We start from the raw sequence: 26,204 nt of genomic DNA, 5'->3' as shown, positions 1-26,204 counted from the left end.
ACAACAGACGCTTGCTGGAACCCATCGGTAACATCCCGCCAGCAGAGGCCGAGGCAAACTTCTATGCCGCTCTGGAAAGATCAGACATGGCCGCGTAACTAAGACAAATCAGCCTCCGGAAAACCCGGCGCGGTTCAAACGACCTTCCCGCGCGTCCTTGAGCATACGGATGTTTTCCGCGATCTGGTCGCGATGCCCGCCCTCGCGGTCCTTCCAATTCACCATGCGCTCGAAGTAGCGCCCCCACTCACCCTGACGGCACATCCGGCGCTGATAGATCGGCAAATAGCGCTCCCGCAGTCGATCTATTCCGTCGCCGCGATCCAAACTCGAGGGAAAGATCGTGTTGGCCACCGTCACGATGGGGTGCTTGTCATGGCGCCGCAGAAAGTCGTCGACCAGGCCGACGACGGCTTCTTCGTCAGCATCCATGGCAAGCGGTTGCTCAACATGGAGCATCAACCCGCCCAACGAGAGCGTCGGTTCAGCGCGAAGGCGGTCTGCCGCCTCAGCCCACGCGCGTACTGGCGTGGCGGCCGCCGGCATCGGATTGTAGAACATCTCCATCTCCTTCGCAGATACTGAAACCGCCGAACAGGCGGCGCGCCAGATAGCTTTCCGGCACCCAAGCATGGCCGTTCCTGCCCCACCCCGTGCCCCATGAATTTCGCAGCAGCATCACCGGTTCTCCACCGAAGCGCCCATAGCCCACGGCGACGACCGCATGACCGCGACCGCGATCAATGGCCTCTCCATCCTCAGGTAAGATGATCTCGTCATCAGTATGCAGCCAGTTGCCCGACGTTGTGAAGGTCGATGAAACAAAGAGCGCCAGAACTACTGGCTGGCTTTGGTCCAGTTGCGTCTGAACCTGCGCCATCACCGGATCGCATTGGCTCGAGCCGCATCGGAAAAGCGGCGATCCGATTGGCGGTGCGACCCAGGTGCCACGAGCCGTCAACTGACCGCGATATGGCCATGCCGGTTCTTCGGGTTGTCCGATCTGATGCAATGCCCGGCGTGTATCCAGCAGAGTCGTACCATCATCCGGCCCGGTCCCCGCCAGTTGCGCCGCGTGGTAGTAAAGCCATTCGACGCTTAGCGGCTCCAGGGCACCCCGTGCATGTTCGTGCGCGGCCGAGGCCGCGAAGGACAGGCAGGTCGGCCTACGGCCCTGATCGCGCACAGGGCCGAGAAAGGGCCTCAAGTCTTTGACGATATGCAGTGTCATTGGGCTGCCAGCAGCTCCTCGCGCTGCGGCTCGAACAGACCGGCCTCATCGCTGGTCGCCGTCCTGCAATAAAGGGTCAGCAGTTGCGGGTCGTCGTCCGGTGCCCAGGGCCTCACCTCCCGGACGGTTAGCTGACCAGCGACCGGCCGCTCCGCCCGAGCCAGTACACGGCGCACCGTCGGCGTGCCGATCCGGCCGGCCGGCACAGGTTCGCGGCCGTCCCGGAGGATGACAAAACCCGCCTCGCTCAGCTCGTCGAAGGTCCAGACATAACCGCCGCCGCTGTCTTCTCTGAGGCGCAGCAGGAACAGATCGTCCCGGCTCGCCTCGATGACCGCCCCTTCATCGCGCTCTGTCAGATGCCAGACATCCATCCGTTGTGCGTTCTGCAGATCGAAATCTCCAAGCAATGCTCGTTTCAGATCGCGCGGCTCGGCGCGCCGAAGCTGCTGGCCGAGATTTTGACCGATGACGTGTTCCCGTTCGAGGGCGAACACGGTGGCACGGTAGCTGGTCCCGAACCGAAGGGACGCCTGATACACGGTCTCGGGGTGCTCGAAATGATGTGGCTCCCAGCCCTGCACCGCCATCTGCTCTTTCATCAGGTAGGGCGGCAGCAGAAAATAGGATGCGAAAGCATCCGCTTCCCGCTCCTCCGGCGGCACGGGCACGCCGCCCATGCCGTCACCAGCCCAGGGCGCCCGCCGCAGGATACCTTCATCATCCGCATGCGGATCATGGCCGAGCGCAAGATGACCGAGCTCGTGGGCAGCTGTAAACCGTTGCATGCCGAGCGGTCGCCTCGTGCTCAGGATGATGCCGGCATTCCCGCCCTCCCGGACAAACGCCCCAAGCAGCGGCTCCAGCGGCTGGAACATCAGCATGGCACCCATCCGGGCGATGCTGGCGAAGACATCCACCCGCTGCGCGCGCGCAGCGCCTTGGTCCAGACCCAGATCACGCTGCAAGCGCTTTGCACCGCGGATGCCGCGCAGGATCGCTTCGCGTTCGCTACGACTGACCATCGCCCGACACTTTCGATTTGGTGCGCAAGAACTCGGCGAACCGCTGCAATTCCTGTCGGTCATTGTCCGACAGAGCACTTGCCGTTCTCGCGAGGAAGGCAACATCGGCGGGCACAGCGGCCTCAGCCTCATCGCCAGTGAACCAGGCCACCGGACGCTGATACAGACGTGCCAGCTTGGTCAGCTCGATCGCACTGACCCCACGGCGGCCATTCTCGATCTCCGAAACCGCTGTTCGCGGCAATGCCATGTGCCGGGCGACCTGCTCCTGCTTAAGGCCGAGATACTCCCTCGCCTCGCGCAATTTGCCGCCGAGCGCCAGATTCTCGTTCCCGCTGCCTGCAAAGCCGATCCGTTCCGCGGTCATGATACTTTTTCTCCTTCGGGCTGCTTCTGCTGCGCGCCCAGCAGCTTGATGACATGTTGGGTAAACACCGAGACACAAAGGTTCTCATCGTCGAACCCACCAGGCGGCATCACCGCCTCCGGCAGCTTCACGCTGAACTCCTCTTCGATCCGCAGCGCGATCGACACCATGACCAGCGAGTCGACATGCGGTTCCCAGCCTGCCTTCGGCGTGGGCCGGTCGTTTTGCGCGCACTGAATCTCGTCGCGGATAATCGCTTCGATCGTCGCGGCCGGAACAGTCATCGAGCACCTCCTATGTCTCGAAATCCGACACATATATAGCATGTGTCGGAATATCCGACAAGGGCTACTCGAAGGACACTAGGGAGACGGTGGCGGCGAACCTATCCACTCCCTCAGGGCCCAGCCCACCAGGCCGATAAGAATCGCGGTTCCGAAACGAAGAAACCACCGAACCTGCACCTCCAGGTTCGCAACCTTGGTATCCTGCTCTTGAATCTGTCGGGTCAGACGTTGTTCCATGTCTCGATGCTCATCAGAAAGGCTCTGCAGCGACAGGATTTCGCCGCTGATGCCATTGAGAAGAACTGGGTCAATACCCTTAAAGCCCGGACCATTCTTCTTTTCCGTCGTAGCCCGATCAAGATCAGCGTACCAAATTAGGAACAGCGGTTGTCCCTGCTGTAAATGCAAGGGTTTTGGCCCTGCATTCATGACCGAAAACAGCAGCTCCCCTTGATAGCCGGGATCGACATGGAATCCCGAAATGTTAATCAGCCCTCCGAACTTCAGGCGAGCCTTGATCGAAATAAAGGCAAGGGCGTTATCTGGTACGGTGACCTGCTCCGCGGTGGTGAGAAACCCAAACTGCCCCGCCGGGATGGTAAAGGCTTCACCTGCGGCGAGGCGTTTCTTGGCATGTCGCGTCGGATCTGAAACCTTGTGGTCAGGGCTGACATAAATTTCACTGCCAACATGCAAAGTGTAGGCGGCGCAGTCGATCGCCTTCTCGTCGTAGGGCTGAACCAACTGCGGCAGCTTTTCCTTTAAGGTCTCTCCGCTCCAGAACGCCATATCTGCTCCCCTCGTTCGCTGAAATCCACGTTTGTCCGCTCCACGATATCTTGGCCAATCTCATTCAGCCACCCGACAAGCTTGGTTGTATCGAGCATGCAGCGTCCTCGACAAAGCAAGAATCATCGTCGGCTAGTGCATAATACGCTGCACCTTTGCACGAACCGCAGGCCAGCGGTCGCCGATGTGCGGCAAGAAGATCCACTTCCGTTAGCGGTCGAGGGACCAACTTCGAGGCGCGTCAGCGCCTATGGTGAACTGACTGGCACCGCACAGGTGGTTGCTTGTCGACCTATGCCAATGTACTCTGACCCGGCTCACTTGGGGCTGGCGCGCTGTAAAGTACAGGTCGGCGCAGCAGGTGGAAGCCAACCCAGCGAACCTGATCCGGGCCCATTGGATCCTGGTTTGCCGAGCTTCTAGACACTCATCGGTTTGCTCAATCAGCTGCGCGCTTTCCGACTCCTGCTATAGGGCCCACGGCTTGAATTTGGACTCGGAGGCACGCCAGAGGAGTGAGCAAAATGAACCTGAACACTGATGTGCAGTCAGCCGAGACCTTCCCGATCAAGCTCGAATGCCTGTCAAAAGGCGTCGACCGAATTCTGGCAAGATGGACCGGCGAAAATCGCCCCACTAAGCTGACACTCTTGAACGATCTTGCCGCCGCAATCTCCCCGGGCTCAAACTGGGGCGCGCTGAAAGCAAAACAATCCAAGCGAGCCAACCTACAGACGGGGCCGAACACCAGTTTCGTCCCCGCGATCAATCGAAGCGCCAAAGAACTACCCGCGCGATTGGCCGAAGTGAAAAACACCGGGAATGGAATTGACCTCGCCTATTTGGTCGAAGAAATCCGCCCCCTATTTGCGATGCGGCACGCAGGCGATCCGATCATTGGATTAGAACTCAGCGTCGTGGAAGGGAATGGGTACAGCGAGGCGTCCATCTATGCAAAACTGATCTTGAATCGTGGGGAAGCCATTGGCATCGCCGAAGCCTATGCATCGGACCTTGAACCGGTCGTTGCGCAACTCGTCTTCAACGCAATCCAAAACCTGAACTCCATCGAATTGTACCCCACCTTGGCGCAGAATGCTTGCAGTGCGCTTCGGATCGTTGTTGGCCCCTTCGATTGCGTGCTGTCTATTCCGGAGTTTTATGGGCGTACGCCCGACGAAAGCCATGCATCTCAGGGGGTGCGGGTCCTTCTTGATGAAGGCGATACGCCGTCGGTCACCGATCTAGATCTGGCGTTGCGCCTGCTATCGGCAGTGACCCCCCATCTCGGCCAGAAACAATTCATGGAACATGGGAGCGTCCGGTTCAGGTTGTCCCAGCCGCTCATGCAGGTTTGGAAACCAATTGGGTTTGCGACGCCGGACCTGCTCGATGATCGGCCCATGTTCTGGATTCCTGACGGCGAATACTGGGCGCACGAAGGCGATGACTACCTCCTCGATCACAACATTTGGACGCACAGCACACTTGGCGAGCCGCTTGATCTAGCTTTGGCCCTGATCAATATTGACGATCCGGATATCTACCTGAAGGTCGCGCTGACCCCGATGCCAAAGAGGTCGCAAAGATCCGGCCAACGACAAGAGAACTGGCGGGGCGGGTTTCATCGAGGCTTTCAGGTTCTCCGGATACGAGAAGGTGAACCAGCTCAAGAGCTTTGCCTGGACGACCAAACGAAAGAACGTTTCGAAAGAGGGTTCATCGGGTGGGCTGTTCACGAAGGGCACGAGGTTGTTGAGGACAGAGCCCGAACAAGAACTGAAGCACTCATTCCGCGGGACTTGAGGCGTGCCTCGCAGCACCTCCGTCAGGTGGAGGCGATCATGAACGGTGCCGACCCAACGGACAAAGAGCTGTTGCGTCGTATCCGGGAGAGAATGGGTAGCGATCAGGCTGGCTAGCGATCAGTGTTGCTCCGTCTGCAACGAACAAGCGAGGCAAACCTTTGCCTCGCTTAACTGTCTTGTGCACTCGCTGGCAGCTACTGAATGACTATGCTTTCACCAAGCGCAAATGCAGCCAGTGCAGGATAGCGCGAGAACACGCCCTGCTCTGCCGAGGCGATCTTGAGAAGCCGTGACCGTGCATCAGCAATCGAGCTCGGGTCATCGGGGTTCAACTGACGAAAGATCGCAAGGACGGGCATGGCGACCTCAACAGTCGTGGCAAGTGTCCCACGTTCACTGAACTCGTTGTTGAAAGCTCCGTTGCCGACATCGTCGATCAAAGCAAAAGCTTCCCTACAAATTTCCGGATAGTCCATGATCAGAGGATTCCCTTGCCTTGATATTGACCGCGCCCAGAAGGGAACGGTTGCGAACCAAATACTCCTTTGGCGCGCAACGCAAGTTACCTCGCCTTTTCTATCATCGATACGGACATTTCAATGCGCCGGAGCTGTTGGCGAAGTGGGGCGCAATCGGGATAAGCATTCTTCAACATCCGTGCTATCCTACGAAGGGCTCCAACAACGTCATCAGCAGAGGTCAATGTCTGCAGAAACGCCTGATCCTCATCGGTTCGGGTATAGTAGACTTCGAAGAACTCAGGGCCGTCGAGCTGCCCCTGATCAATCTCAAGGCTGAGCCAATCCTCGAGTTCCGACCGAAGCGAATTCAACCGAGTATAGACCCCGCCTGGCGCATACTGCGACGACATCACTGCCTTGATCACGCGGCCTGCCTGCACATGGCCATCAATTCCGAGTTCACCAGCTGGACGGCGGCGAGAACACCCGGGGTTGTAGTTGTAGGGTACGGTGGTCTTGCTCGGAGAGGGATAGATCATCCCCTTGCACTTTGCGCGCCGTTCGTCCTGTTTCGTCTTCGCCATTGGGCTGAGAAACGTCTCCCATGAAGGTACGGATTCGCCCGTCCAGTTCTCGCTGACGACTGGCTCTGGCATGTCACTGATCTTTTCCATCAGAGCGTCAACGTCGTATCCCGAGCGCGTGTCGATACCGACATAGAGATCGCAATCGTATGGCCGATACATCCCGGGCCAAGAGGCCTTTTCAAGCCGCCAGCCGTTGCGGGTCGCCCATGCTGCGCGATTTGAAGCGTCGGGCGCGTTGCCATAGGGCTCGTCGATCAGGACGAATTGACCACTGGCCGGATCTACCCAGTCTGTCGAATGGTCGATATTGGGCAGTTTGTCGGTGTCCAGAATTCTGGGGTAGTTCCTGCGGTCTCGGTTCGGTCGCAGTCCGGTATGCTCCATGAAACGAAGCGAACGCTCAGCTGCACAAAGCCGATCCCGCGCGTACTCTTGCTTGTGGGCAATGTCATCACAAACGAAATGGTCTTCGGCAACCATTCGAAGGTTTCCGAAACCGCGGACGTATCTGAGCGCACTTTTGGGGCAGAGGTCGAGGATCGGCGTGGAAAGCTCAATTCGCAGTGTTTCCCGCCCGCAGCGATGGCCGCGCTCCTTGTCGCTCCAGTAGATCGTCAGCAACACATAGGGCTTGGAGTTCGTGAAACCATTGGTCGGCAAAGTGCGCTGTGCATGACGAAAGTTGACACAATCGGCAGACTTGGCAGCAAGATCAAGCGCGTCAGAATGCTTGATTCCGTTTGTCTTCTTCAGCTGCTTGGCAAGGCGTTTCACCCCAACAAGGGTGGTAGGTCGTGGACCATCGATCAACATAGCTATCTCCCGGCTTGACACCGAACGTCACTCGCCTACCGCCCTACAAGCCTGAGTGTTAGCTGATGGGGATCGCTAGAAAAATTTTCGGGCAGTGCTGCCTGCAGCTTCGGAACGGCGAGTGCCATGCTCCTGCCAAGAGCTTCTACAAGATAGGACGGATCGCACAATCATGCAACTGGCACCTGACCGCGTCGCCGCCTGCGGAAGCACGGTCGGCACAGGGATCACAGTTCGCAGCGACGGTACTAACATCGTTCTTGAAAACTAACACTATCAATGTTAGCTTCCAAACTCATGTTAGAAGTGGATCAGAAATCCTCCCAGGACCTCATCAAGGATGCGCAGTCTCACCTGCGTACAACGCTTCATGTGCCCGCCAGCCTGAAGGCCTGGGGGAGCAAGAAAGGGTTGCCGCTCTTTCTTGCCAATGGGTTCGAGTACCGACAAACGGAGCTCTTCGGGCATACGATCTTGCTCGTCGTCCCGATGTCAGAGGACGCCAAGAATCCTACTGGCCTTTCCAAACAGCTTGGAGCTATCCAACGCCACTTTGAGGGAATCCTCGTATTGGTCCTGGACCACCTATCCGCCTATCAACGCAGCCGGCTCATCGAGGAGTCCGCAGCCTTTATTGTCCCGGGCAATCAACTGTTCATCCCGCAGCTTGCCATGGACCTCCGGGAGCATTTTCGGCGAAGACGTGATTTTGCGGAGGACCAGCTTTCGCCTGCATCACAAGCGCTCTTCTTGCGACACCTGAACCTCAGGGACGTGGAGAACGCGCGACCGAGCGATCTCGCGGAAATCTTGCGATACTCGGCTATGTCGATCGGGCGCGCCTTCGAAGAGCTGGAGGCCAGCGAGCTAGCGCATGTGGAAACGCGAGGGCGCAGCAAGCATATCCAGTTCTCCGAAGCTCCTCGAGAATTGTTCGAAGCCGCAGCTTCAAGAATGCGCTCACCGGTCAAAGCCGAACATTGGTTTCGGGCACCCTCCCTGCCGAAGGGCTTCCACGGCAGCACATTGCCTGAGTACCTGCCAACCGGTGGCGAAAGTGCACTCTCGGAGCGATCGACAATGTCCAGGCCCCGCATCATACGTTTTGCTGCCGGGCCAAAGGACTGGAAACGGATTCAAAGTGGCGAGTTTGGGAAAGAGGTCGAACAGGAAGAAGAGCCGAACTTTGCGATCGACGTTTGGTGGTATGACCCCGATATCGTGTCGGGTGAGCGTGAGGTGGATGTGCTGTCGCTCTACCTGCAGTTCCGCGATAGCCCAGACGAGCGGCTGGAAGCCGCCGCGGAGCAATTGTTGGAGGAGTTCGCGTGGTAGTCGGTCTGGACAAGTTTCGAGAGCATTTCGCGGACCATGCCGACCATTATGCGGTTATCGGCGGCACTGCATGTTCGATGATTTTCGATGAGGTCGGCATCGATTTCCGCCAGACCAACGACATCGACATGGTTCTCTGCGTAGAGGTGGTGGATCCGTCCTTCGCACAGTCCCTGAAGGCCTTTCTGGATAGCGGAGGTTACCAGGCGCGCGAACGCAGCAATGGTCGCCGGGAGTTCTACAGGTTCCACAAGCCGACCGACCCATCGTATCCGGCAATGCTCGAGCTCTTTGCGCGAAAGCCCGAGGCGCTGGAAATTCCGGAGGATGCGGGGTTGACGGTGGTAGAGGTTTCGGACGAAACCCTGAGCCTCTCCGCGATCCTGTTGGACACGGACTACTACGAGGCACTCCTCGAGAGCCGTCGCGCTATCGACGGTGTTCTAGTTCTCGATGAACGCCTGCTCATCCCATTCAAGGCCAGAGCATTCGTCGACCTGTCTCAGCGAAAGGATGATGGCGACGCGAATGCCAAGGGAAGCGATATCAGGAAGCACCGGAACGATGTGTTCCGGTTGCTTCAGCTTCTCCCGACCGATCAGCCCATCAAGGTCACCGAGCCATTGAAAGCTGACCTCAGGGCCTATGTGGAGCGGATGAACGGGCTGGCAGACTTTGACCCGAATGTCTTCGGTGTTCCCATCGATCGAGAAACTGGCCTCGGCCTGATCTCCACTCTCTACCAGCTCTGACGACCGCTAACCGACACGTCTCAGAGCCAAGCTGAGAAAGTCGCAGGAGCGAAATTCAATGCATTCGGCGCAGGCTGCGGCGTAACGCGCGGTTGCCCTCGTCTGGGTGATCCTCCCCGGGGTGTTTTCCCCCGCCTTTCCAGTCGTTCGACACGATCCATTCCTCGAAATAGATCAGCCAGAGGTGGGTCCAGGGGATGATGGTGAGGTCCAGACGCTTGCCGGCGTCCCATTGCCCGGTCCCGGGAAGATAGAGACAGAGCCGATCCGGGTTGTGGTAGATATGCGGCAGGTCGCGTCCACCGGCGAGCAACCTCAAGTCAGGTTCTACGACCCGAACGTCCAGCGTCCCGTCCCTCTCCAGGACAAGAGTGACCTGATACAACCGGGAAAGCGGCGTCGGTTGCGCCTGAAATCGCCACTCCAAGCGACCAGGCCCGAGCACACCTTCGCCGGAGATCGTCTTCGACCTCTGAAGGAACAGGTACTGCTGGGGCAATGACAGTCGGTTTCTCGTGGTCGATCCCGCCATCGCGCCTAGTCCCCGAAGAACTCGTTCTTGGGAACAGGCGTCGAAGCGGTCGATTTTTGGGTCGTCAAGCCGACACCGGCACCAAGCATGAGAGCGCCCGTCTTGCGCCCTTCGTTCAGCGCATCCATCCGCCGGTTCATGGTCCGGGAAACAAGTTTGTCACCCAGGCTGTCCTTCATGGAGCCGACAATCGCGTCGAGGCCAACGAGGTCACGCAGGGATTCGAAATCCGCAAGCGCCTTGCCGTGCCATTTGTAGAAGGCCTCGACCCGCGCGGGTTCTTCGTTCCAACGCTCGGCAAAATTTTCGCCTTCGGTCGTCTCGTTCCAGACCGCGTAAATTTGGCGGCCATTGACCAACGGGCGTTCGATGAAGACCGGCATCAGACGGATCGTGTCGATCAACACCTGGAGTTCGTCGGCGAAAACGTGGCGCCTGACGCACATCTCATAGGATCGCATGGCCAAGGTCGTGATGATGATCGAGATCGGTGCGATCTCCTCCTGAACATGCAGGAATTCCAGATCCCGGTGACGCTTTAGGAGTTGCACGGTCCGCCGCAGAATGCCCTTGACCGACTGACGTACCGGGAAAGGCTCGGTCGTCGCCGCATCGCGCTGTGCCGCGATGATCGACTGCGTCATCTTCGGGACCAGGGCCGCCCTTTCGTCGAAGAGGGTCCGATAGGCCCGAGGATTCGTCGCATGCCAATCCCGCAGCTTGCGATCGGGCACCAGCTCACCGCCATTCATGCAGTTCGGGTTGGCAATGGTCGGGGAGATGTCGAGGTGAAAGTCACCGGCGTAGTTCAAGCGCCAGCAGCGCTTCTTTTCTTCGAGAATAGAGGCATAGTAGGCGTGCTCGCGCAGGCGCTTGCCGATCGCGGCCTTCAGGCGTGCCGGTGCGATTTCCGGGCCAAGGCCGAGAATGAAGCTTATCAGGTCGACATCGAACTCGTCGCGCCCGATCGGTTTGATCGAGGTGCCAAGTGCGCCGGAGCCGTGCAGGTAGACATGGAGGGAAGTAAGCATTGGGTCGCTCGATCCGGCCAACCAGTCTGCGACGGCTTCGTAGCTGGTACGGGCCTTCTCGAACTGGGTCTGGGTCCATTCCAACTCCTGGCAGATTTCTTCAAGGATCGTGAAGACCTGCGCCCGCCGCTGAATGGCGGTATCGGTGAGAGGGTGCGAGAAGATCTGGTTCATGCCGCGTTCCGTTCGAGTTGATGCACGGGCACGAACGGCTCGGCAGGTTGCTGGAAGAAGATGGGGGTCAGTGTGGGGCTCGCGTGCCGGGCACTAGAGGCGCCAAGCCCCTTGAGCCTGTGAATCTTGGTGGTGTCATCGAGGGAAAAGAAACCCTCCGGCACGCTTGGCGAGTACCGGTGAACAGCCGTCCGGTCGTGCGGATCGCCTGTCAGATGACGGGCAATGCCGAGCGCTCCACGGGATTGCCCGTCCATGAAAAGACTGAGGGCCTTCAGCCCGAGACCGGCCTTGCCGGGAGATTCAGGCAACATGTAGACCTCGTCGACACAGCCAAGGCTCAGAATGTGCAGGTCCTTCGGAGACCAGCCGAGCATCGAGATCGCTTCGACGGTCGCGACGCCCACCGGATTGTTGCACCAGGTGCCGCCATCGAGAAGCCCGACATCATCCACTGTCTTGTGGCGCGCGAAATAGGTCGGTGCGGCCGACGTCGCCATCGCGGCATCGAGGGCCGGCTTCCTGTAATCCTTGGTGAGCCGCGGATGATGTGACGTCTTGTAGATGTAGACGCTGCGCTGATCGGCATCCCAGGCCGGGATGAGCAACCGGGTCTCCGCTTCGCCGATGAGCTTGTCACCGAGGACGGCGCGGAGCTCGTCCCGAAGCGTGGATGCCTCGTGCTTGGGCTTGACCAAGTGACGCAGGGCGGCACGCACGTCCCGAGCTTTTTGTCCCAGCCAACTCTTGTCTCCGGCTTGCCCGAAGATCGTCGGCCCGCGATTTTCGTAGAGTTCGAGGAGGGTTTTGGCCGGGATGCCGAGGGCAAGGCCGATCGCGAGAATACCCCCGGTTGACGTTCCCGCAATCAGGTCGAAGTAGCGGCCAATCGGTTCATCAAGGTCTTCCTCCAAACCCGCCAGAAATGCCGCCGGCTGGGTGCCTTTGATGCCGCCACCATCGATGCACAGGATACGTCTCATGATTCACTTAGCCTTCCGGGGGATAGGGGTCTTTGCCGTAGGTGTTGCGCTCACGGATGCGACCGTTGGTTCCGTGGATGAGCATTTCCGAGCCCTGATTGCGGGCGATGTCACGCGCCTGGGTGATCGCGGAATGCTGCGTCGGGTGGATGGCCGTTGCCTTTGCATTGCCTGCGCCTTTCACGGCCCAACCGTCCTTGTGGGGAACAACATGCTGATTTTTCTTGGTCACTTTGATCTCCAATTACCTTTTTTCCTTGACCATTCGTCAATCTTGTGTTGATATATACAGCAAGAAATGTCGTGCATCAACCGACGTTTTTACGGGAGCAGACCATGTTTGGACAACGGTTGCGACTGGCCCGCAAGAAGGCGGGTTTGTCGATGCAGGGGCTTGCCGACCGCACCTCGCCAAGGATCACCGCACAGGCCATCAGCAAGTACGAGGCGGACAAAATGAATCCGTCCTCCTCGGTGTTGGTCGGTCTGAGCAAGGCTCTGGGCGTGTCGCTCGATTTCCTGATGGGAGGTCAGGTCGAAGAGCTTGTCGGCGTCGAATTCCGCAAGCATTCCAGCACCTCCGCGAGGGACCGCGCCCATGCGGAAGCCATCGTCATAGAGAGACTGGAAGACTACCTGGCGATCGAGGACATCCTGGAGATCGCACCGCCGGATGACCCGTTCGGCGATCTGGTTAGGGAAGTCGTCGAGAGCTACGAAGAGCTGGACCTGTTGGCACGAGAGCTGCGAAGGCATTGGAAGCTCGGAAACGATCCAATTCCCAGCATGTCGCGGCTGCTCGAGGACAAGGGCATCAAGGTCATCGAAGCCGATTTCGCCGAGCGCTTCGATGGGTTGGCCTGCGAGGTGCGGCGCAGCGAGGGCCGAAGTTCCACCGATGTCGTGGTGGTTTCAAGCCGCACCAATGTCGAGCGCAGGCGTTTCAATCTGGCGCATGAACTGGCGCACCGTGTCATTCGGGCGACCGGAAACTCGGCGATCAAGCTCGAGAAGGCGATGAACCGTTTCGCCGGTGCGTTCCTGATACCCACCGATCACCTGATCGAGGAGGCCGGTCCCTCGCGCAGCGGCATGACCTATATGGAGATCATGCGACTGAAGCGGCTCTATGGCGTGTCGGCAGCCGCGATGCTGATGCGTCTCGGACAGGTTGGCATCCTGCCCCAGTCGATGATCGACTACGCGTTTCGGACCTATGCACGGCGCTGGCGCACCAGCGAGCCGGACGAGATACGGGATGATGAGGGGTTCGGTGCCTTCGAGCATCCGCAGCGGTTTGAGCGCCTGGTCTGGCGAGCCCTCGGTGAGGAATTGATCTCGCCGGTACGCGCCGCTCAGATGCTGCACATATCGCTGTCCACCGTTGAAGAGAATATCAGGGGATAGTCCTCTCGTGGCCCGTGTGATCGTCAACGATGCCAGCTGCTTGATCGATCTTCGGAAGGGTCGGTTGTTGCATGTCCTGTGCGCCCTACCCTACGAGTTCATCGTACCGCTTCCCGTGCGCGCGAGCGAGATCCTGGATTTCACACCTCAGGAATGGGCGCTTCTCGACGGTAGCGGCATGACAACATATGACCTGCCGCCTGCCCAGGTCGGCCAGGCATTCGACATCAAGAAGCGGCACGGCCGACTGTCAGCGAACGATTGTTTCTGCCTCGTGACGGCGCGGGTGCATGCGGAAGCCATCTTGCTCACCGGAGACCGTCTGCTGCGGCGCGTCGCCGAGGACAACGGGATCGCCGCTCATGGCGTTCTATGGGTGGTCGACCAACTACTGAGGGACAGCCTTTGCGACCCCAAGTTGCTTGAAACGGCATTGAGGCTTTGGCGGGACGACAAGGCGGTCTTCCTGCCTAATCAGCTGATCGACAGCTTGCTGCGTCGGTTACGGTGACAGATCCAGGGTGCGCCGCCGGAGCTGTGGCACTATGGTTCGTCCAATGCGGAGGATAGCAAGATGGACGCAGAACGCCGTGGCGGATCCGAACCCTGTTTCGTCAGCGACGTGATCGGCGGCAACGTCGTCGACCGACAGGTCTGGACCGATGTCGAACGCTTCCGCCGCGCCGAGCGCGAAAGACTTTACCAGACTCGCAAGGCCCACAGATCAGGGAAGCGTGAGGCGCTGACTCGGGCTGTTATGCAAGACTTGGACTCGGCCGTGGGCCGGATTGATGGCCGCAGGATTGCGGTTTACTGGCCCATCCGAGGCGAACCCGATCTGCGGCCCTGGATGACGAGGGCAAACGACGCAGGTGCCCAGATAGCTTTGCCAGTGGTCATTGAGAAGGGTCAGCCACTTGAATTCCGACGTTGGTGGCCGGGCTGCCCGATGGACCGTGGCATCTGGAACATTCCCGTGCCGTCCGAGGGCGAAACGGTTATGCCGGAGCTGGTGGTCGCCCCGTTGGTGGGTGTGGACAATGCTCTCTATCGACTAGGCAACGGCGGCGGCTACTACGACATGACCCTAGCCGCGATGAACCCGCTGCCGCGCGTGATTGGCGTCGGCTATCCTGATTGCACGATACCAACCATTTACCCCATGCCCTGGGACATTCCGATGGAGGCGGTGGTACTTGGGGACGGGGCGCCGCGGATCCGGAATGTGGACGACGGCTAGGGTCAGGATTCATAACCAGTAGATGACGAGTGCGGCGAGGGCGATGGCGGAAAGGAAGACCTTCGGGCACCGGTCATATCGGGTGGCCACACGCCTCCAGTCCTTGAGTCTTCCGAACATTATCTCGATGCGATTGCGCCGTTTGTATCGGCGTTTGTCGTATTTGACCGGCTTCTTGCGTTTCTTTCGGCCTGGAATACAGGCGCGTATCCCCTTGTCCTGCAATGCTTCTCTGAACCAGTCAGCGTCATAGCCACGATCCCCGAGCAGCCATTTGACGTTTGGTAGGCCGCTGAGCAATGCGCGTGCGCCGATGTAATCGCTGACCTGTCCGGCGGTGACGAACAGGTCGATCGGTCGTCCCTGACTATCGCAGATGGCGTGCAGCTTGGTGTTCATGCCGCCTTTGGTTCGACCAATCAGACGACCACGCCCCCCTTTTTTGCGGCCATGCTGGTCGCCGTTCGATGGGCCTTGAGATATGTCGCGTCGATCATCACGGTCGTCTTCTCGCCGTGCTCAGCGGCCAGACCTGCCATCATCCGGGCGAAGATGCCTTTCTCGCTCCACCGCTTCCACCTGCTGTAAAGCGTCTTATGCGGACCATACTCCTTAGGCGCATCCCGCCAACGCAAGCCATTGCGATTGATGAAGATAATCCCGCTCAAAACCCGCCTGTCATCGACCCTAGGCTTACCGTGAGGCTTGGGGAAGAAGGGGGCCAGGCGTGCCATCTGCGTGTCCGTCAGCCAGAAGAGATCGCTCATGTCACCGCTCCGTTTTCGAAGCCGTGAAGCATGCTGTTCGCGCGAAATCAATGCATCCTGACCCTAGGGCACTCTCGGCCAGATCGGACGAAGCGCGGAAATTTGAACATGAACTGGTAAGTTTGAAATACCACCCGAGGGAGCAACCCTGATCCAATTGAACCGCGCTCCCGGGGGCTGGTGCCACCTTGGCAGGGTTCACTCCAAATCCCCAAAGTCACTTTCGCTGTCACGGGTTCCCCGGCCAGTTGTTCCCGCATGCCGGCTAGGGAATAGATGCGTCAAGCGGTAGCCGCGAGCAGCGCCTGGCTGACCGTCCGCCCGCTCATAGCTCTCGACTGAGACAAGCCCGTTGATGTTCAGGATGCCCAAGGCTCGCTTTATTCGCTTGATTGGAACTCCAGCGTAGTCGCTGATCTGATCGTAGGTGATCCTCGTCACATTCTGTTGTGTGTCACGTCGTGCCGCGAATGCGAGATAGATCTTCAGCGCGTCCAACTCCGCTACCTTACGCAAGTGGAAGTCCTCAAAGATCGGCATCGCGCCGGAGGTATCGTAGAGAGGTTTTGCTGGCAGCGCCGCCCAGATATGTCCTGGACCATAGTGCGTGAGCTGGTAAGTGCTGCGTCCTTCCGGCTCGCGGATCAGCAGATCCCGGGCTGCGAGGATATCGAGACCGTTGGCAATCATCGTTCTGCTGGTGCCCGTAGCCGTAATCATTTCGTCGTAGGTCACGCGCGTCAGTCCGCTGTCGAGATCTGCACGGTGTGCGATTGTGATCAGCGTCATTAGTGCAGCGGTTTCGGAAGCACCCGTGCCTGCCCGCCACCTAAACTCGGTTAGCCCTCCCTCCTCCATCCACTCAGATGGCAACTTCACCCATTTTCGCATGTTCATTCGCCGCGATCCTTTGAAATGGCACGAAGAACAACGTGGAGGGCAAGGCCCGTGACCCCGACCGCGGCCAGAGCAAGGAGCAGCGCAAGGATTATGGGCGGTGCCGAAAGCAGAGAGGTGAGTACGTCATCAGATGGCATGTCAGAGTTCCTTTCACGGAAATTTTGCGTCGATCATGCCAAAAAAATACGGATTGCCACCATCATATCTAGATACACTATCCACCATCCAAGAGCACAAACTCTTGCGATATCTTTGTTTTTCAATGTGTTGGTGGGTTTACAAACTATCTTTGAAAGGCTCTGATTCAGTCTACGAAGTCGCGCTCATGGACTGAATCCTTATGAACCTCGCTAATCTGGCCCCGGGTTTGCTGCTGGTGATGACCACCACCGGAACTCGTGCTGCGTCAACCAAGCGGGTTGAAAAAGCTCAGCAGAATTGCTATCTCTACTTTGTCACGGGTCGCCACACGCTCGAAAGAGGTGCAAAAGGGCGGCCCTTCTTATTTTGATGCAACCTAATCCTTACACTAAGCCTCATGCCACCGCAGCGCAACGTGTCGCCCATCTACGCGCACGCGGCCTGCTGATCAGCCGTCCAAACGTCGCAGCCCGCAAGATAGAAGAGATTGGGTACGAAAGGCTGAGAATCTACTTCCTCAGCCGCCGGGATCACACTCTGGTCGGCAAACCGTTCCTGCCGGGCACGACCTATAACCACATCCTGCGTCTCTATGAATGCGATACCAAACTGCGTGACATCTGCTTCATGGGCGTAGGCCGCTTCGAGCTTGTCTTTCGCAACCGGCTTTCTGAAGTTCTAAGCGCCCGCTTCGGCAGTCACCCCTATTTCCAGAACGCCGCCTTCGGCGGGAGCAGGCTCCATAACGAAGCGCTGCAAAAGGTCATTCAGGCCTTCGCACAGTCGAAAGATCAGCGGGCCAAGCACTATCGTGACAACTATACCGAACCGCCCCTGCCGCCGATCTGGATGCTCAAAGAATTTCTGACGTTCGGAGCCTCGGCTCGCCTCTATGCCGCCTTGGCAAGCACCGTCAGGACGGATGTCGCTGCGCATTTCGGCGTGACCTCCCTGCCGGTGTTCGATTCCTGGATACCGGGATTTGTCGATCTTCGAAATGTTTGTGCGCATCACGACCGTCTATTCAACCGCCGCTTCCAGAAACAACCGCAACGCCTCCGTCGTGCCTCGATCCCTATAGCTCTTCCGCCAACCTTGAAGGCTCAACTGGAATGCCTGGACTATGCGTTATCCTCGTCCGGCGGGAAGGGAGATCTCGTTGCGCGAGTACAGGCCGTGCTGAACCGCTATCCTGAGGTGCAGAACGCCGACGCCGGATATTAACCTTCGACATCTGCCATGAAGTCGACCCTGGTGATCTTTCTTGATCGCCACCACAGACCGAGAGGCGGACGCTACGCGGTAGGCGACACAATCTCCTCCTTGGAACGGGAAATACCCATAAGATCCTTCGGACGGCGATTTCTAGATGTACTTCCGATAGTCACTGCTCACCTTGTGACCGGCGGGCACATACTTCAAAACATCGCCGACCTTACGGGCTGCTCGGATCGGAATCGGCAAACGTTGGTTCATCTGGGTCGAGTTCCAGTTCACCTTCGTGAGGCTAAAAACTTCCTTCGCGATCTGTTCGATCGTGCTCTCGCTTTGCGGGTGCGGACAGAGCAACAGGGGGTTCGGGACATAGAGGCCGGGATAGGTCCCATAGTAGGGAATGCTGCCGTTGGTATAGAGCAGTCCATTTCCATCCAATTCAACGAAGGTGCCGCGGAGGACAGGGAAGTCGCCGTCGCGCAGCACTTTGACCGAATAACTCTCGTGAACCCAAACGAGATCGCGCAGTTCCACACCTGCCTCGTCGAGCGCCTTGCCAACACCCTCGGCCTCGTCTTCGCGAAAGCGCGAGGTCTTCATGACGATCACGCGTGCCGGCATCGTCCTATGGACCGACTTGTAGGCGGCCAGGGCGCTCTCGGTGAGCTTGTGAGCCTCGTCAATGGTGAGGAACGGGTGGCGACCGCGCGACTCTGACTGCGCAGGACCGCCTCTAAGAATGAACCCTCTTCCCCGCTCATCGAACATCTGTGCAGCGCTGGTCCATATCTCGTCGGTCTCTGCATCCTTGAAAAAGCTGATGCCAATGTAACAGGCGGTGAACTCGCCTTCTTCCGGCAATCTGCGCCAGGGCACCTTGCCGCTGCCCTTGTAGTAGAGCGTCGTCATAAGGTTCCACGCGAGGTCAGCTCGGTCTTGGGTTTGGCGGTCAGAGTTCTCCTTGATCTTGCGAGGTATCTTGGCATCGGGGTTGATGACATCCTCCCAGACAATCTGAATTGAGAATCTGAGATCCATCGCTCTGGCCTTGAGCAAGCCGCGGAAGTTCGGAGAAGTTTCCTTACCAGCTTTCGCCTCGGTCGCCTCGTCCTCTATGACTTCGTCATCGCCCGCCCGCTCGTTCCTCCAGACTCGTTCGATCAGCTTGACCGGGAGCGAAACCATGACCACGTCGGGCCGTTCATGATGCACCTCCAGCTTTTCCAGTTGCGCCATAACTGCGTCGACGGCCATCTCCACAGCACGCACATCGCTAGGTTCCTTGGCAATCTTCTCGATCTGACTTTTCGTCAACACACCATCTTCGGCAGCCACCATTTCAAACCGGCACCGATAGGGGTTCTGGTTTCTCAGCCCTGGAAAGTCCGGGTGCAGGTTCGGGTGCTTTTCGGTTTTACCCTCGAATCCATCTTCGATCGCATTCAAAAACTCGCCCGATTTTTCAACGGTCAGAGCGCTGCCAACAACGCCGACTTTGATCGTGTCCCCCAGGTTCGTTTGCAGCGGGCCCGCCTGTAGCAACCCCAATCGCGGATCAGGATGATGGTGTTGGTCACCAAATTCCAGTTCCGGCTCCGGGAAGATTTTTGTCTTGAAGTCGCTCATAGGTCGAAGCTGCCTTGTTCATTCGAGCCGGACGGCTTCCTCGACTTTTGCGCCTTCGCGCCCCACACGTCCTCGGGCACGCTCTTTGGCAGTTCGATGGAAGGCGGGTCACCAAACTTGATGATGCGATCCGTCTTGGTGTCGGGTGCCAGCAGTTCGCCGGCATCTTCAAATTCCATACCCGACAGCAATCGATGCCACATGATCACCTGGCCTCGAACTGTGCTGTTTGTGTCGAGGCGCTTCTTCCCGGACAACAAGGCATCCGGATAGTTGAGCGCGCGTTCTCCATCCGAAGTGAAGTAGTAGGATGGGTTGATGATCAGGTACCATTGGTCCGCCAAGCGTTCGAACCGGGGATGGAATGAATGGTGCCGTACATAGTCGATGGGCCCCTCCCCCTTCGACTTCTGATAGACGCTGACGACGTCGGCCTGTGTCTTCTGCTTCGCACCAAGATAGCGAAACCTGCGCGCCACGACTCCAGGTGTTGGCAAGAAGTAGAACTGTTTTTTCTTTCGGTCCCATCCAAGCAAATCCCGCAAGTCATGGCCCAGAGTATGTCGCAACAGACCCGCAAATTTGTATTGCTGATCCTCTGCGTCGTGTTGTGCCAGAAAGTCGGTTTCGATCCGTTCGACCTGATCCCGTTCGACCAGGTCGCGAACGGGTGTGGTTAGTGGGTCGCAGAATGTCCAAAGCGAGGTTTCATCGATCATCCAATCGTACCGCTGGCCTTCCCGGACCTTATTCATCCGGGCGAGCGCCTTCTGGGTGGAGAGCTGAGTCTGTGCCACGAAGATTTCCTCAGGAAGCTGCAATGGCACCATGTTGATGATCGCTTCCTCCCCTCCCCCAAGTGGCGGGACGTAGTAACCGTGTCCTTGCTTGGCGACGGTCAGGGCAGCGAGGCGATCCTTCGCACGTCCGTCCAAGACGTCGCGCTCCTTGTCGAACTGCAATGTGCGTTCGGCCTCGCCAACGAGGTTTTCGAGCGACTTCCAGAAGAACGTGTCATCCGATTGCCTGTAGAGAACGAGAATTACGGGTAGGTTGGAGCCGCGCCAGTACTCAAAGTCCGAAGCGCGGACACGATAGGTGAACCCGGCATCCGTCTCTCCGGCATAGCTGCCGCTCTCGGTAGTCTTAACCTGCACGGCAATCATCTTCGCTGTCGGTTGATCATCATCCATCACCTCAGCGATGCCGTCGATACCTGCTTCCAGCCGTGACCGCCCATCGAATTGGAACCCAATTCGCAAGAATTGAAGATTAGCCGCCTTCTCCCCGATTTCGCCAATCCGCTGACTGGCAGTAATCCTCTTGTTCACGCCAATGACCCGTACCTTCCATATGACAGAGATAGCACTTCAATCAGCGTTTCGTAAGGCGCAGACTACAACATGTAGGACATGGCAGTTTGCTTGAGCGAAGCCGGTTAGACGGGGTGTTCAACCAGCTCCATGTCCGGCAGGTCCCGCAGGCTCCTCAGATCGAAGGTCACCAGAAACGTCTCCGTGGTCACGAAGGTATGCGGCGCCCCGGGCCGCGGCGAGCGCGGTCCGCTGGCGATCAGGTCCTTGTAGCGCAGCCTGGCCAGCAGATCGCGGCTGACCTCCTTGCCGAAGATATCCGCCAGACCGGCCCGGTCGATCGGCTGGTGATAGGCGATGGCGCAGAGCACGCCCATCTCCATCTCGGTAAACGCCAGCGACTGGTCCCCAAGGTCGGCAGCCGCCTTGATCGCATCGGCAAACCGGGTCCGCGTCCGGAACAACCACCCGCCCGCCACCTGGGCCAGCTCATAGGGGCGGCCGGTGAGTTCGGACCGGATGTCCTCGATCAGCATCTCGACCGAAGCCCCCTGCCCCACCACACGCGCCAGATCCTCACGGCCGACCGGCGCGGCGCTGGCGAACAGCACCGCCTCGATCCGCCCCATCCATTCGCGCCAGCGCAGCTCTTGCGGCAAGTCATCCAGCTCCCGGTCAAAGACGGCGTCGCCCTCCTCTGCCAGTTTCCGCTTCCGGGTCGCGGTCGTCATGACCCGATCCCGTAGAGCCGGAAACTCGGCCGCCCGGTCAGTTCCCGCGCCACGCCCAATTCGACCAGCCGGTCGCACAGCCGCCGCGCCGCGCGGTCCGTCATGGGGATCGACGTGCCCCGGATGCGCGGCGATAGCATCGACGCCGGGGCGACCGCATCTTCGGTCAGGAACAGCACGACGGCCGCGCTTGATCCCTTTGCCCGCAGCTTCGGCGCGACGGACCGAAGCGCTTCCGCACGGCGGGCAAGGTCCCGCGCCAGCCGGATCGTCTCCTCGACGGTCTCAAGAATCCGCGCCTGAACCGCCAGCTCGGCCCCCTGTTCACCCGCCGCCAGATCGCGCAGCACGCTCTTGGTGAGACCCTGCGCCGAGACCGGAAGAACCACCGTCCAGTTCAGCGCCCGCGCCAGGGCGATATCTGCCAGCAGGCAGGCGACCCGTTCCGCCCGGTCATCGGCGCCCAGTACGGCGCGAAGGACAGCCTCGCAGCCCGCCAGCGGCCCATGGGTCCGAGCCCGGTCTTGCCCCACGCCCAACCACCCGGCCGCATCCGCCGCAATGTCTGGACCGATCAGGGCTGCGATCTCGCCGGGTGTGTTCGGCCGAAGCCGCACCGCGTCGCGCCAGAAGGCCAAAAGATCGCCATCCGGCCCCCGCGCCTCGCCAGGCGGTGTCAGGTGGTAGGCATCGCGAATATCGCCCTCCCGTGCCATCCGCCCTTCCAGTTTCGACGTCGCGATTGCCGCGCTCAGCGCCAGCCGGTTGGCGAACAGTTTCACGGGCAGGCCATGCCGCTCATCGTTGATCAGTTGGTCGAGCAGCGTCAGCGCCGCGCCCGACCGAAACGCCACAGTTTCAAGGGTTTCGACACGACCGGAGGTGACCCAGGCGGGAAGCTGCGGTAGGGTGCTCAGGTTGTCTGCGATCGTGGCGGGCTGATATGTCATGCCACAACCCTAATCTCCCACGGCGCTTTCGTCCATAATATGATGCATAAACCGCCCCGCCTTGCCGCACGCAATTATGTCCAATAAGTTTGCATTATCGGACACAAAAGGATATGCTCAGAGGCATGTCAGAAAGCACCGAGAAATCGACCTCAGACGTGCCAATCGGGCCTTCGTCCAACGAGGACAACGAGAGAGATCATCCTGACGGCGAGGTCTTGAGCCTGCCTTCCTTTGTCGCGGGCTCAGGCACGCTCGATCAGCTGGTCGATACGGCTCGCGACTATGCACGCGCGGCAGCGTCGGACAACACGCTGAAGGCCTATGCGAAGGATTGGGCGCACTTCGCGCGCTGGTGCCGGTTGAAGGGCACCGAGCCGCTGCCTCCGTCGCCGGAGATGATCGGCCTCTACCTTGCGGATCTCGCGACCGGCTCACGTCCCTCCCCTGCCCTGTCCGTCTCAACCATCGACCGCCGTCTGTCAGGTCTCGCCTGGAACTACGCACAGCGCGGCTTTTCCCTCGATCGCAAGAACCGACATATCGCCACGGTGTTGGCCGGGATCAAGCGAAAGCACGCGCGACCACCAGTTCAGAAGGAGGCCATCCTGGCCGAGGACATCCTCGCGATGGTCGCCACCCTGCCATATGATCTGCGCGGGCTGCGGGATCGGGCGATCCTGCTGGTGGGATATGCAGGAGGCTTGCGCCGCTCGGAAATCGTTAGCCTTGACGTCCACAAGGACGACACGCCGGATTCTGGCGGCTGGATCGAGATCTTCGAGAAAGGCGCCCTCCTGACCCTCAACGCCAAAACCGGTTGGCGCGAAGTCGAGATCGGCCGCGGCTCCAAGGATCAGACCTGCCCCGTGCACGCGCTGGAGCAATGGCTGCACTTCGCGAAGATCGACTTCGGTCCGGTCTTCGTCGGCACCTCGCGCGATGGCAACCGCGCCACTGAAACGCGACTGAATGACAAGCATGTTGCGCGCCTGATCAAGCGGACGGTCCTGGACGCCGGCATCCGATCCGAGCTGCCCGAAAAGGAACGCCTGGCGCTGTTCTCCGGCCATTCGCTGCGCGCCGGTCTCGCCAGCTCCGCCGAAGTCGACGAGCGCTACGTTCAAAAACAGCTTGGTCATGCCTCGGCCGAGATGACCCGCCGCTACCAGCGCCGGCGCGACCGGTTCCGCGTGAACCTAACCAAGGCCGCCGGACTCTGATCCCCTGCCCCATCACGCCGCCTGCCCACTGAGCCTGCCATAGAAGCTGCGCTCGAGATGCAGCTCCCCTGCCCCGGCCTTCTCGACCATGCCGCGCAGATATCCGCCCGGCGAGGAAACTTCGCCCGCGCAATGCTTCTCGAAGACAAGCGCCAGCGCCGCTGTCGCCACCTGTTTGCCCAGCCGGTCTTGCGCCACGTTCCACGCATGCTCGGACACCCCGATCATCGGCCTGAGCTGCCCGGCAACCCGGTGCAGATCGCCCCAATCCTTCAGGAAGCCGCCCATATTACGCGCCCAGGACGCGAATTCGGGACAGGCCTGCATCACTGTGGGCAGATCCAGTGCCGCGCGCTTCTTGCGGACTTCAGCCACCCACTCTTCCAGCTCCCTGTCAACCTGATCTTCGGGCTGAGCATTGGGCACCACGGCCGCGACTTCCTCATTTTCTGAGGAATTACGAGTTACAGGATCAAGTTGGTTTGTAATTAGTATATGAGGGTCAGAAATGACCTCCCTGGGGTTCATTTCTTGAGTCTTCTCGGGAACTTGTTCCTTGGCTTCGGGCGCGTTTTCCACAGGTTGAACGACCTCGGTTGCCTTGAGATAGGCCGCTTCGACGCGCTCCTGAAGTTCCTTGAACCAGGTCAGCAACCGCGCAAGTTGCTCAGAGGCTTCATGACGGCGCGGAAGCCGATCAAGAAGCTCCTCGAAGAGGCCTGTGAATTGCGTCCAAGGACCGCGCAGCGCGCTGCTGACGGCGGTCTCGATCCGCGCGCGGATCATCCGGCGTGCCACGGTGATCTGGCGCTTCAAGCGCTGGCAGAGCTCGCGTTCGGCCTGCAAATCGCTATGCAGTTCCTCGAACTCCTCGACGCGAGCTGCGAGCGGCGACAGATCGAAGCCATAGGCCTCCACGATGCGCCCCTCAGCGTCCCTACGGCCCCAACGCTTGCCGTTCGGGCTGTCCTGGAAGGAGATCACGCCGATCTCGGCCAGGCGCCGCGCATGGCGTTTCAGCGCGGAAAGCGAGAAGCCCGTCTGCTCTATCAGATAGGCGTTCGATGCCCAGACGATCGGGCGCTGACCCTCCTCCCAGTCCTGGGCCTGGGTAAACGCCCCGAGCGTGTCGAGGAGCATCATGTCCCCCGCCTTGAGGCCAATGTAGGCTCCGACCCGCTTCACGGCCACGAAGGCCCGCGTTTTGGGTACAGCTACCTGTTCACCGGCTTGGGCAAGCTGCTCTGCAATGCCAAGACCCGGTGTCGGCTTGCGCCAACCTGTATGCTTCATGCCTGTTTCTCACCTCCAGTTATGTGGAGGCAAAAGAAAGCCGTTCGCCGAAGTGGCGTTCTTGTTGACAGTGATTCGCGGGAGAGATATCTTCTAAGCGACCAAACTTTTCAGATTAGCTCTCAGGCCACGCTGCTTGGGGGCTTTTCTTTTGCCTAGATCATTGTTCTGACTGCTCCTCTTTCGTCGCGAGGAATTCGCTGTACAGCTGATCAAGCCGACCCGAGAGAAAGTCTCCGAACTCGGTTGAATCTTGTGCCGTAAGCGAAATGCTGAATGCCTTTCCGGAACGACCGATGACTCCCTTGATGCGGCCTTTGCCGGCAGTCCAGGTTCGTTTCTTGGGCGCGGCACGCGTTTTTCGGCGCTTCGGCACCCTACCCGCTTCTGCCAGCTTGCTATGCAGGAACTCAAAGCGAGCATCACTGTCGAGGTTCTGAAACCCGTCGAACTCCAGAGCTCCCTCGAGGATCTTGTCATTCGATGGTTCCGAAGCCAACTTTTTGAAGTCTTCCCAGCGATCACGCCCAATCTGCTTGGCCGGCCCAATCTGTTCGATGACGTACCTAGGGACGTTCTGCGCCACTGACAGCATCCGTGAAAGCAACGTCCCATCGATGGTAAGTGCGGACTGGATCACGTCCTTTGCTTGTCCCATATCCAAGAGGCTCTTCGCAAAAAGGGCCTTCTCAATAAAAGAGAGGTCTGCGCGCGCAGTGTTTTCCTGCCCTTGAGCAAGAATGTGGGCCACATCGTCCATTGGTTTTACAACTGCGCGAACCTTACGGCCGAGCGCCGATGCAACGCGCACACGGCGATGCCCGAAGACGATCATATAGCGGCCATCCGCTTCCGGATGCGGTCTAAGCAGTACCGGCGTGTCCTGGCGACCCGCTGCGATCGATGCTTTCAGTTCGTCGAAAGCAACATCGTCATCACTAAGCCGATCCGAAACGAATGACACATCGATCAATTGCGGATCGATCTCGACAATGGTTTCACCTTCAAGGAGACGCTTCGAGTTTTCCGCAAGGCTATCAATCGAAACCTTCATCGATTTCGAAGCACCGCGCATTGCGTATCCAGAGCGACCGGAATCCTTGGGCTGCTCCGGCGAGCCCGCCATAACGCTCTTCAGGAGGTCTTTGCGAGCCATCAAGCCATCTCCTTTTCGTCCAAATCCAACCAAAGCGCCGCGCGCATTTCGACAGTTGCACGGCTGT

At 59.1% G+C, this 26,204-nt stretch carries 29 protein-coding genes; 9 read left to right on the top strand and 20 right to left on the bottom strand.

The features are described 5' to 3' along the window. Positions 1–108 precede the first annotated feature (108 nt). The 6 genes from AC13CR_RS07675 to AC13CR_RS07650 form a co-directional block, all read right to left on the bottom strand. Positions 109–561 carry a hypothetical protein gene (locus AC13CR_RS07675; protein ID WP_482900577.1) on the bottom strand — a complete coding sequence of 151 codons (453 nt, stop codon included), beginning with the start codon at positions 559–561 and terminating at the stop codon, positions 109–111. Then, complete coding sequence (locus tag AC13CR_RS07670) at positions 509–1,231, bottom strand: C1 family peptidase (protein ID WP_482900576.1); 723 nt, start codon at positions 1,229–1,231, stop codon at positions 509–511. The genes AC13CR_RS07675 and AC13CR_RS07670 overlap by 53 nt, the downstream gene beginning before the upstream one ends. Next, complete coding sequence (locus AC13CR_RS07665) at positions 1,228–2,256, bottom strand: ImmA/IrrE family metallo-endopeptidase (RefSeq protein ID WP_482900575.1); 1,029 nt, start codon at positions 2,254–2,256, stop codon at positions 1,228–1,230. The genes AC13CR_RS07670 and AC13CR_RS07665 overlap by 4 nt, the downstream gene beginning before the upstream one ends. Beyond that, on the bottom strand, positions 2,243–2,623 hold the full coding sequence (locus AC13CR_RS07660) for a helix-turn-helix domain-containing protein (RefSeq protein WP_482900574.1): 381 nt from the start codon (positions 2,621–2,623) through the stop codon (positions 2,243–2,245). The genes AC13CR_RS07665 and AC13CR_RS07660 overlap by 14 nt, the downstream gene beginning before the upstream one ends. Beyond that, positions 2,620–2,907, bottom strand: coding sequence for an acyl carrier protein (locus AC13CR_RS07655; RefSeq protein WP_482900573.1), 288 nt, complete (start codon positions 2,905–2,907; stop codon positions 2,620–2,622). The genes AC13CR_RS07660 and AC13CR_RS07655 overlap by 4 nt, the downstream gene beginning before the upstream one ends. A gap of 78 nt (positions 2,908–2,985) precedes the next feature. After that, positions 2,986–3,699, bottom strand: coding sequence for a dCTP deaminase domain-containing protein (locus AC13CR_RS07650; protein ID WP_482900572.1), 714 nt, complete (start codon positions 3,697–3,699; stop codon positions 2,986–2,988). 524 nt (positions 3,700–4,223) lie between these two features. Here AC13CR_RS07650 and AC13CR_RS07645 point away from each other — a divergent pair. Further along, entirely contained in the window at positions 4,224–5,621 is a 1,398-nt protein-coding gene (locus AC13CR_RS07645) for a hypothetical protein (RefSeq protein ID WP_482900571.1), read from the top strand. Between the two features lie 80 nt (positions 5,622–5,701). Here AC13CR_RS07645 and AC13CR_RS07640 read toward each other — a convergent pair whose 3' ends face one another. Together AC13CR_RS07640 and AC13CR_RS07635 are read right to left on the bottom strand one after the other, a co-directional pair. Next, entirely contained in the window at positions 5,702–5,983 is a 282-nt protein-coding gene (locus AC13CR_RS07640) for a hypothetical protein (RefSeq protein WP_482900570.1), read from the bottom strand. A gap of 86 nt (positions 5,984–6,069) precedes the next feature. Next, positions 6,070–7,329, bottom strand: a complete 1,260-nt coding sequence (locus AC13CR_RS07635; protein ID WP_482900569.1) for a DUF5623 domain-containing protein — start codon at positions 7,327–7,329, stop codon at positions 6,070–6,072. A 336-nt stretch (positions 7,330–7,665) separates the two neighbouring features. Here AC13CR_RS07635 and AC13CR_RS07630 point away from each other — a divergent pair, with 336 nt between their 5' ends. Both AC13CR_RS07630 and AC13CR_RS07625 read left to right on the top strand, forming a co-directional pair. After that, positions 7,666–8,703 carry a hypothetical protein gene (locus AC13CR_RS07630; protein ID WP_482919992.1) on the top strand — a complete coding sequence of 346 codons (1,038 nt, stop codon included), beginning with the start codon at positions 7,666–7,668 and terminating at the stop codon, positions 8,701–8,703. Next, the gene (locus AC13CR_RS07625; RefSeq protein WP_482900567.1) at positions 8,697–9,455 is read left to right on the top strand and encodes a hypothetical protein; all 759 of its coding nucleotides are present in this window, start codon (positions 8,697–8,699) and stop codon (positions 9,453–9,455) included. Before AC13CR_RS07630 ends, AC13CR_RS07625 begins: the two co-directional genes overlap by 7 nt. 55 nt (positions 9,456–9,510) lie before the next feature. Here AC13CR_RS07625 and AC13CR_RS07620 read toward each other — a convergent pair whose 3' ends face one another. Genes AC13CR_RS07620 through AC13CR_RS07605 form a run of 4 tightly spaced genes read right to left on the bottom strand, consistent with a single transcriptional unit; the run spans position 9,511 to position 12,419 of the window. Beyond that, positions 9,511–9,987: a type II CBASS E2 protein gene (locus AC13CR_RS07620; protein ID WP_482900566.1), complete on the bottom strand. Its 477-nt coding sequence runs from the start codon at positions 9,985–9,987 to the stop codon at positions 9,511–9,513. Positions 9,988–9,992: 5 nt separating this feature from the next. After that, a complete protein-coding gene (locus AC13CR_RS07615) occupies positions 9,993–11,192 on the bottom strand; it encodes a nucleotidyltransferase domain-containing protein (protein ID WP_482900565.1) in 1,200 nt (399 codons plus the stop codon). After that, positions 11,189–12,175 carry a CBASS cGAMP-activated phospholipase gene (locus AC13CR_RS07610; protein ID WP_482900564.1) on the bottom strand — a complete coding sequence of 329 codons (987 nt, stop codon included), beginning with the start codon at positions 12,173–12,175 and terminating at the stop codon, positions 11,189–11,191. Before AC13CR_RS07610 ends, AC13CR_RS07615 begins: the two co-directional genes overlap by 4 nt. A gap of 7 nt (positions 12,176–12,182) precedes the next feature. Then, a complete protein-coding gene (locus tag AC13CR_RS07605; RefSeq protein WP_482900563.1) occupies positions 12,183–12,419 on the bottom strand; it encodes a DUF2188 domain-containing protein in 237 nt (78 codons plus the stop codon). Positions 12,420–12,478: 59 nt separating this feature from the next. Between AC13CR_RS07605 and AC13CR_RS07600 the strand changes: the two genes are divergently transcribed. The 3 genes from AC13CR_RS07600 to AC13CR_RS07590 all read left to right on the top strand — a co-directional run bounded on the left by AC13CR_RS07600 (position 12,479) and on the right by AC13CR_RS07590 (position 14,822). Beyond that, entirely contained in the window at positions 12,479–13,582 is a 1,104-nt protein-coding gene (locus AC13CR_RS07600) for a helix-turn-helix domain-containing protein (protein ID WP_482900562.1), read from the top strand. A 7-nt stretch (positions 13,583–13,589) separates the two neighbouring features. After that, positions 13,590–14,093, top strand: a complete 504-nt coding sequence (locus AC13CR_RS07595) for a PIN domain-containing protein (protein WP_482900561.1) — start codon at positions 13,590–13,592, stop codon at positions 14,091–14,093. A 63-nt stretch (positions 14,094–14,156) separates the two neighbouring features. Next, positions 14,157–14,822 carry a 5-formyltetrahydrofolate cyclo-ligase gene (locus AC13CR_RS07590; protein ID WP_482900560.1) on the top strand — a complete coding sequence of 222 codons (666 nt, stop codon included), beginning with the start codon at positions 14,157–14,159 and terminating at the stop codon, positions 14,820–14,822. A 9-nt stretch (positions 14,823–14,831) separates the two neighbouring features. On the opposite strand, the gene AC13CR_RS07585 is transcribed toward AC13CR_RS07590, so the two are convergent. Both AC13CR_RS07585 and AC13CR_RS07580 read right to left on the bottom strand, forming a co-directional pair. Further along, positions 14,832–15,589 (bottom strand): IS5 family transposase gene (locus tag AC13CR_RS07585; RefSeq protein WP_482900559.1). Its coding sequence is split into 2 segments (ribosomal slippage): positions 14,832–15,268 and positions 15,268–15,589, totalling 759 coding nucleotides; the frame shifts between segments, so codons are not numbered across the junction. A gap of 198 nt (positions 15,590–15,787) precedes the next feature. Further along, complete coding sequence (locus AC13CR_RS07580) at positions 15,788–16,486, bottom strand: hypothetical protein (protein WP_482900558.1); 699 nt, start codon at positions 16,484–16,486, stop codon at positions 15,788–15,790. 382 nt (positions 16,487–16,868) lie between these two features. Here AC13CR_RS07580 and AC13CR_RS07575 point away from each other — a divergent pair, with 382 nt between their 5' ends. After that, entirely contained in the window at positions 16,869–17,000 is a 132-nt protein-coding gene (locus AC13CR_RS07575; RefSeq protein WP_482919991.1) for a hypothetical protein, read from the top strand. Beyond that, positions 17,000–17,854, top strand: coding sequence for an Abi family protein (locus AC13CR_RS07570; RefSeq protein WP_482900557.1), 855 nt, complete (start codon positions 17,000–17,002; stop codon positions 17,852–17,854). The genes AC13CR_RS07575 and AC13CR_RS07570 overlap by 1 nt, the downstream gene beginning before the upstream one ends. A 141-nt stretch (positions 17,855–17,995) precedes the next feature. On the opposite strand, the gene AC13CR_RS07565 is transcribed toward AC13CR_RS07570, so the two are convergent. The 4 genes from AC13CR_RS07565 to AC13CR_RS07550 form a co-directional block, all read right to left on the bottom strand. Beyond that, positions 17,996–19,471: an argonaute/piwi family protein gene (locus AC13CR_RS07565; RefSeq protein ID WP_482900556.1), complete on the bottom strand. Its 1,476-nt coding sequence runs from the start codon at positions 19,469–19,471 to the stop codon at positions 17,996–17,998. Then, positions 19,468–20,802 (bottom strand): DUF4365 domain-containing protein, encoded by a 1,335-nt coding sequence (locus AC13CR_RS07560; RefSeq protein WP_482900555.1) that lies wholly within the window; start codon positions 20,800–20,802, stop codon positions 19,468–19,470. Before AC13CR_RS07560 ends, AC13CR_RS07565 begins: the two co-directional genes overlap by 4 nt. 107 nt (positions 20,803–20,909) lie before the next feature. Beyond that, positions 20,910–21,515 (bottom strand): SMC-Scp complex subunit ScpB, encoded by a 606-nt coding sequence (gene scpB, locus AC13CR_RS07555; protein WP_482900554.1) that lies wholly within the window; start codon positions 21,513–21,515, stop codon positions 20,910–20,912. Continuing rightward, a complete protein-coding gene (locus tag AC13CR_RS07550) occupies positions 21,512–22,465 on the bottom strand; it encodes a DUF1403 family protein (protein WP_482900553.1) in 954 nt (317 codons plus the stop codon). The genes scpB and AC13CR_RS07550 overlap by 4 nt, the downstream gene beginning before the upstream one ends. A 125-nt stretch (positions 22,466–22,590) precedes the next feature. On the opposite strand from AC13CR_RS07550, the gene AC13CR_RS07545 reads away from it, so the two are divergent. After that, positions 22,591–23,688, top strand: a complete 1,098-nt coding sequence (locus tag AC13CR_RS07545) for a tyrosine-type recombinase/integrase (RefSeq protein ID WP_035367105.1) — start codon at positions 22,591–22,593, stop codon at positions 23,686–23,688. A gap of 12 nt (positions 23,689–23,700) precedes the next feature. On the opposite strand, the gene repC is transcribed toward AC13CR_RS07545, so the two are convergent. After that, positions 23,701–24,981 (bottom strand): plasmid replication protein RepC, encoded by a 1,281-nt coding sequence (repC, locus tag AC13CR_RS07540; RefSeq protein WP_028095334.1) that lies wholly within the window; start codon positions 24,979–24,981, stop codon positions 23,701–23,703. A 160-nt stretch (positions 24,982–25,141) separates the two neighbouring features. After that, on the bottom strand, positions 25,142–26,137 hold the full coding sequence (repB, locus tag AC13CR_RS07535) for a plasmid partitioning protein RepB (protein ID WP_028095335.1): 996 nt from the start codon (positions 26,135–26,137) through the stop codon (positions 25,142–25,144). Positions 26,138–26,204 lie beyond the last annotated feature (67 nt).

It is taken from the genome of Paracoccus sp. L-17, from assembly GCF_056857655.1.
The sequence above is the reverse complement of the archived record's forward strand: the minus strand, read 5'-3'. Positions and strand labels throughout refer to the sequence as shown.

Bases quoted from the DNA above. Each gene is read 5' to 3' on its own strand.
- AC13CR_RS07675 (WP_482900577.1), bottom strand. From the start codon at position 561: ATGTTCTACAATCCGATGCCGGCGGCCGCCACGCCAGTACGCGCGTGG.
- AC13CR_RS07670 (WP_482900576.1), bottom strand. From the start codon at position 1,231: ATGACACTGCATATCGTCAAAGACTTGAGGCCCTTTCTCGGCCCTGTG.
- AC13CR_RS07665 (WP_482900575.1), bottom strand. From the start codon at position 2,256: ATGGTCAGTCGTAGCGAACGCGAAGCGATCCTGCGCGGCATCCGCGGT.
- AC13CR_RS07660 (WP_482900574.1), bottom strand. From the start codon at position 2,623: ATGACCGCGGAACGGATCGGCTTTGCAGGCAGCGGGAACGAGAATCTG.
- AC13CR_RS07655 (WP_482900573.1), bottom strand. From the start codon at position 2,907: ATGACTGTTCCGGCCGCGACGATCGAAGCGATTATCCGCGACGAGATT.
- AC13CR_RS07650 (WP_482900572.1), bottom strand. From the start codon at position 3,699: ATGGCGTTCTGGAGCGGAGAGACCTTAAAGGAAAAGCTGCCGCAGTTG.
- AC13CR_RS07645 (WP_482900571.1), top strand. From the start codon at position 4,224: ATGAACCTGAACACTGATGTGCAGTCAGCCGAGACCTTCCCGATCAAG.
- AC13CR_RS07640 (WP_482900570.1), bottom strand. From the start codon at position 5,983: ATGGACTATCCGGAAATTTGTAGGGAAGCTTTTGCTTTGATCGACGAT.
- AC13CR_RS07630 (WP_482919992.1), top strand. From the start codon at position 7,666: ATGTTAGAAGTGGATCAGAAATCCTCCCAGGACCTCATCAAGGATGCG.
- AC13CR_RS07620 (WP_482900566.1), bottom strand. From the start codon at position 9,987: ATGGCGGGATCGACCACGAGAAACCGACTGTCATTGCCCCAGCAGTAC.
- AC13CR_RS07615 (WP_482900565.1), bottom strand. From the start codon at position 11,192: ATGAACCAGATCTTCTCGCACCCTCTCACCGATACCGCCATTCAGCGG.
- AC13CR_RS07610 (WP_482900564.1), bottom strand. From the start codon at position 12,175: ATGAGACGTATCCTGTGCATCGATGGTGGCGGCATCAAAGGCACCCAG.
- AC13CR_RS07590 (WP_482900560.1), top strand. From the start codon at position 14,157: ATGGACGCAGAACGCCGTGGCGGATCCGAACCCTGTTTCGTCAGCGAC.
- AC13CR_RS07580 (WP_482900558.1), bottom strand. From the start codon at position 16,486: ATGAACATGCGAAAATGGGTGAAGTTGCCATCTGAGTGGATGGAGGAG.
- AC13CR_RS07575 (WP_482919991.1), top strand. From the start codon at position 16,869: ATGACCACCACCGGAACTCGTGCTGCGTCAACCAAGCGGGTTGAAAAA.
- AC13CR_RS07570 (WP_482900557.1), top strand. From the start codon at position 17,000: ATGCAACCTAATCCTTACACTAAGCCTCATGCCACCGCAGCGCAACGT.
- AC13CR_RS07565 (WP_482900556.1), bottom strand. From the start codon at position 19,471: ATGAGCGACTTCAAGACAAAAATCTTCCCGGAGCCGGAACTGGAATTT.
- scpB (WP_482900554.1), bottom strand. From the start codon at position 21,515: ATGACGACCGCGACCCGGAAGCGGAAACTGGCAGAGGAGGGCGACGCC.
- AC13CR_RS07550 (WP_482900553.1), bottom strand. From the start codon at position 22,465: ATGACATATCAGCCCGCCACGATCGCAGACAACCTGAGCACCCTACCG.
- AC13CR_RS07545 (WP_035367105.1), top strand. From the start codon at position 22,591: ATGTCAGAAAGCACCGAGAAATCGACCTCAGACGTGCCAATCGGGCCT.
- repC (WP_028095334.1), bottom strand. From the start codon at position 24,981: ATGAAGCATACAGGTTGGCGCAAGCCGACACCGGGTCTTGGCATTGCA.
- repB (WP_028095335.1), bottom strand. From the start codon at position 26,137: ATGGCTCGCAAAGACCTCCTGAAGAGCGTTATGGCGGGCTCGCCGGAG.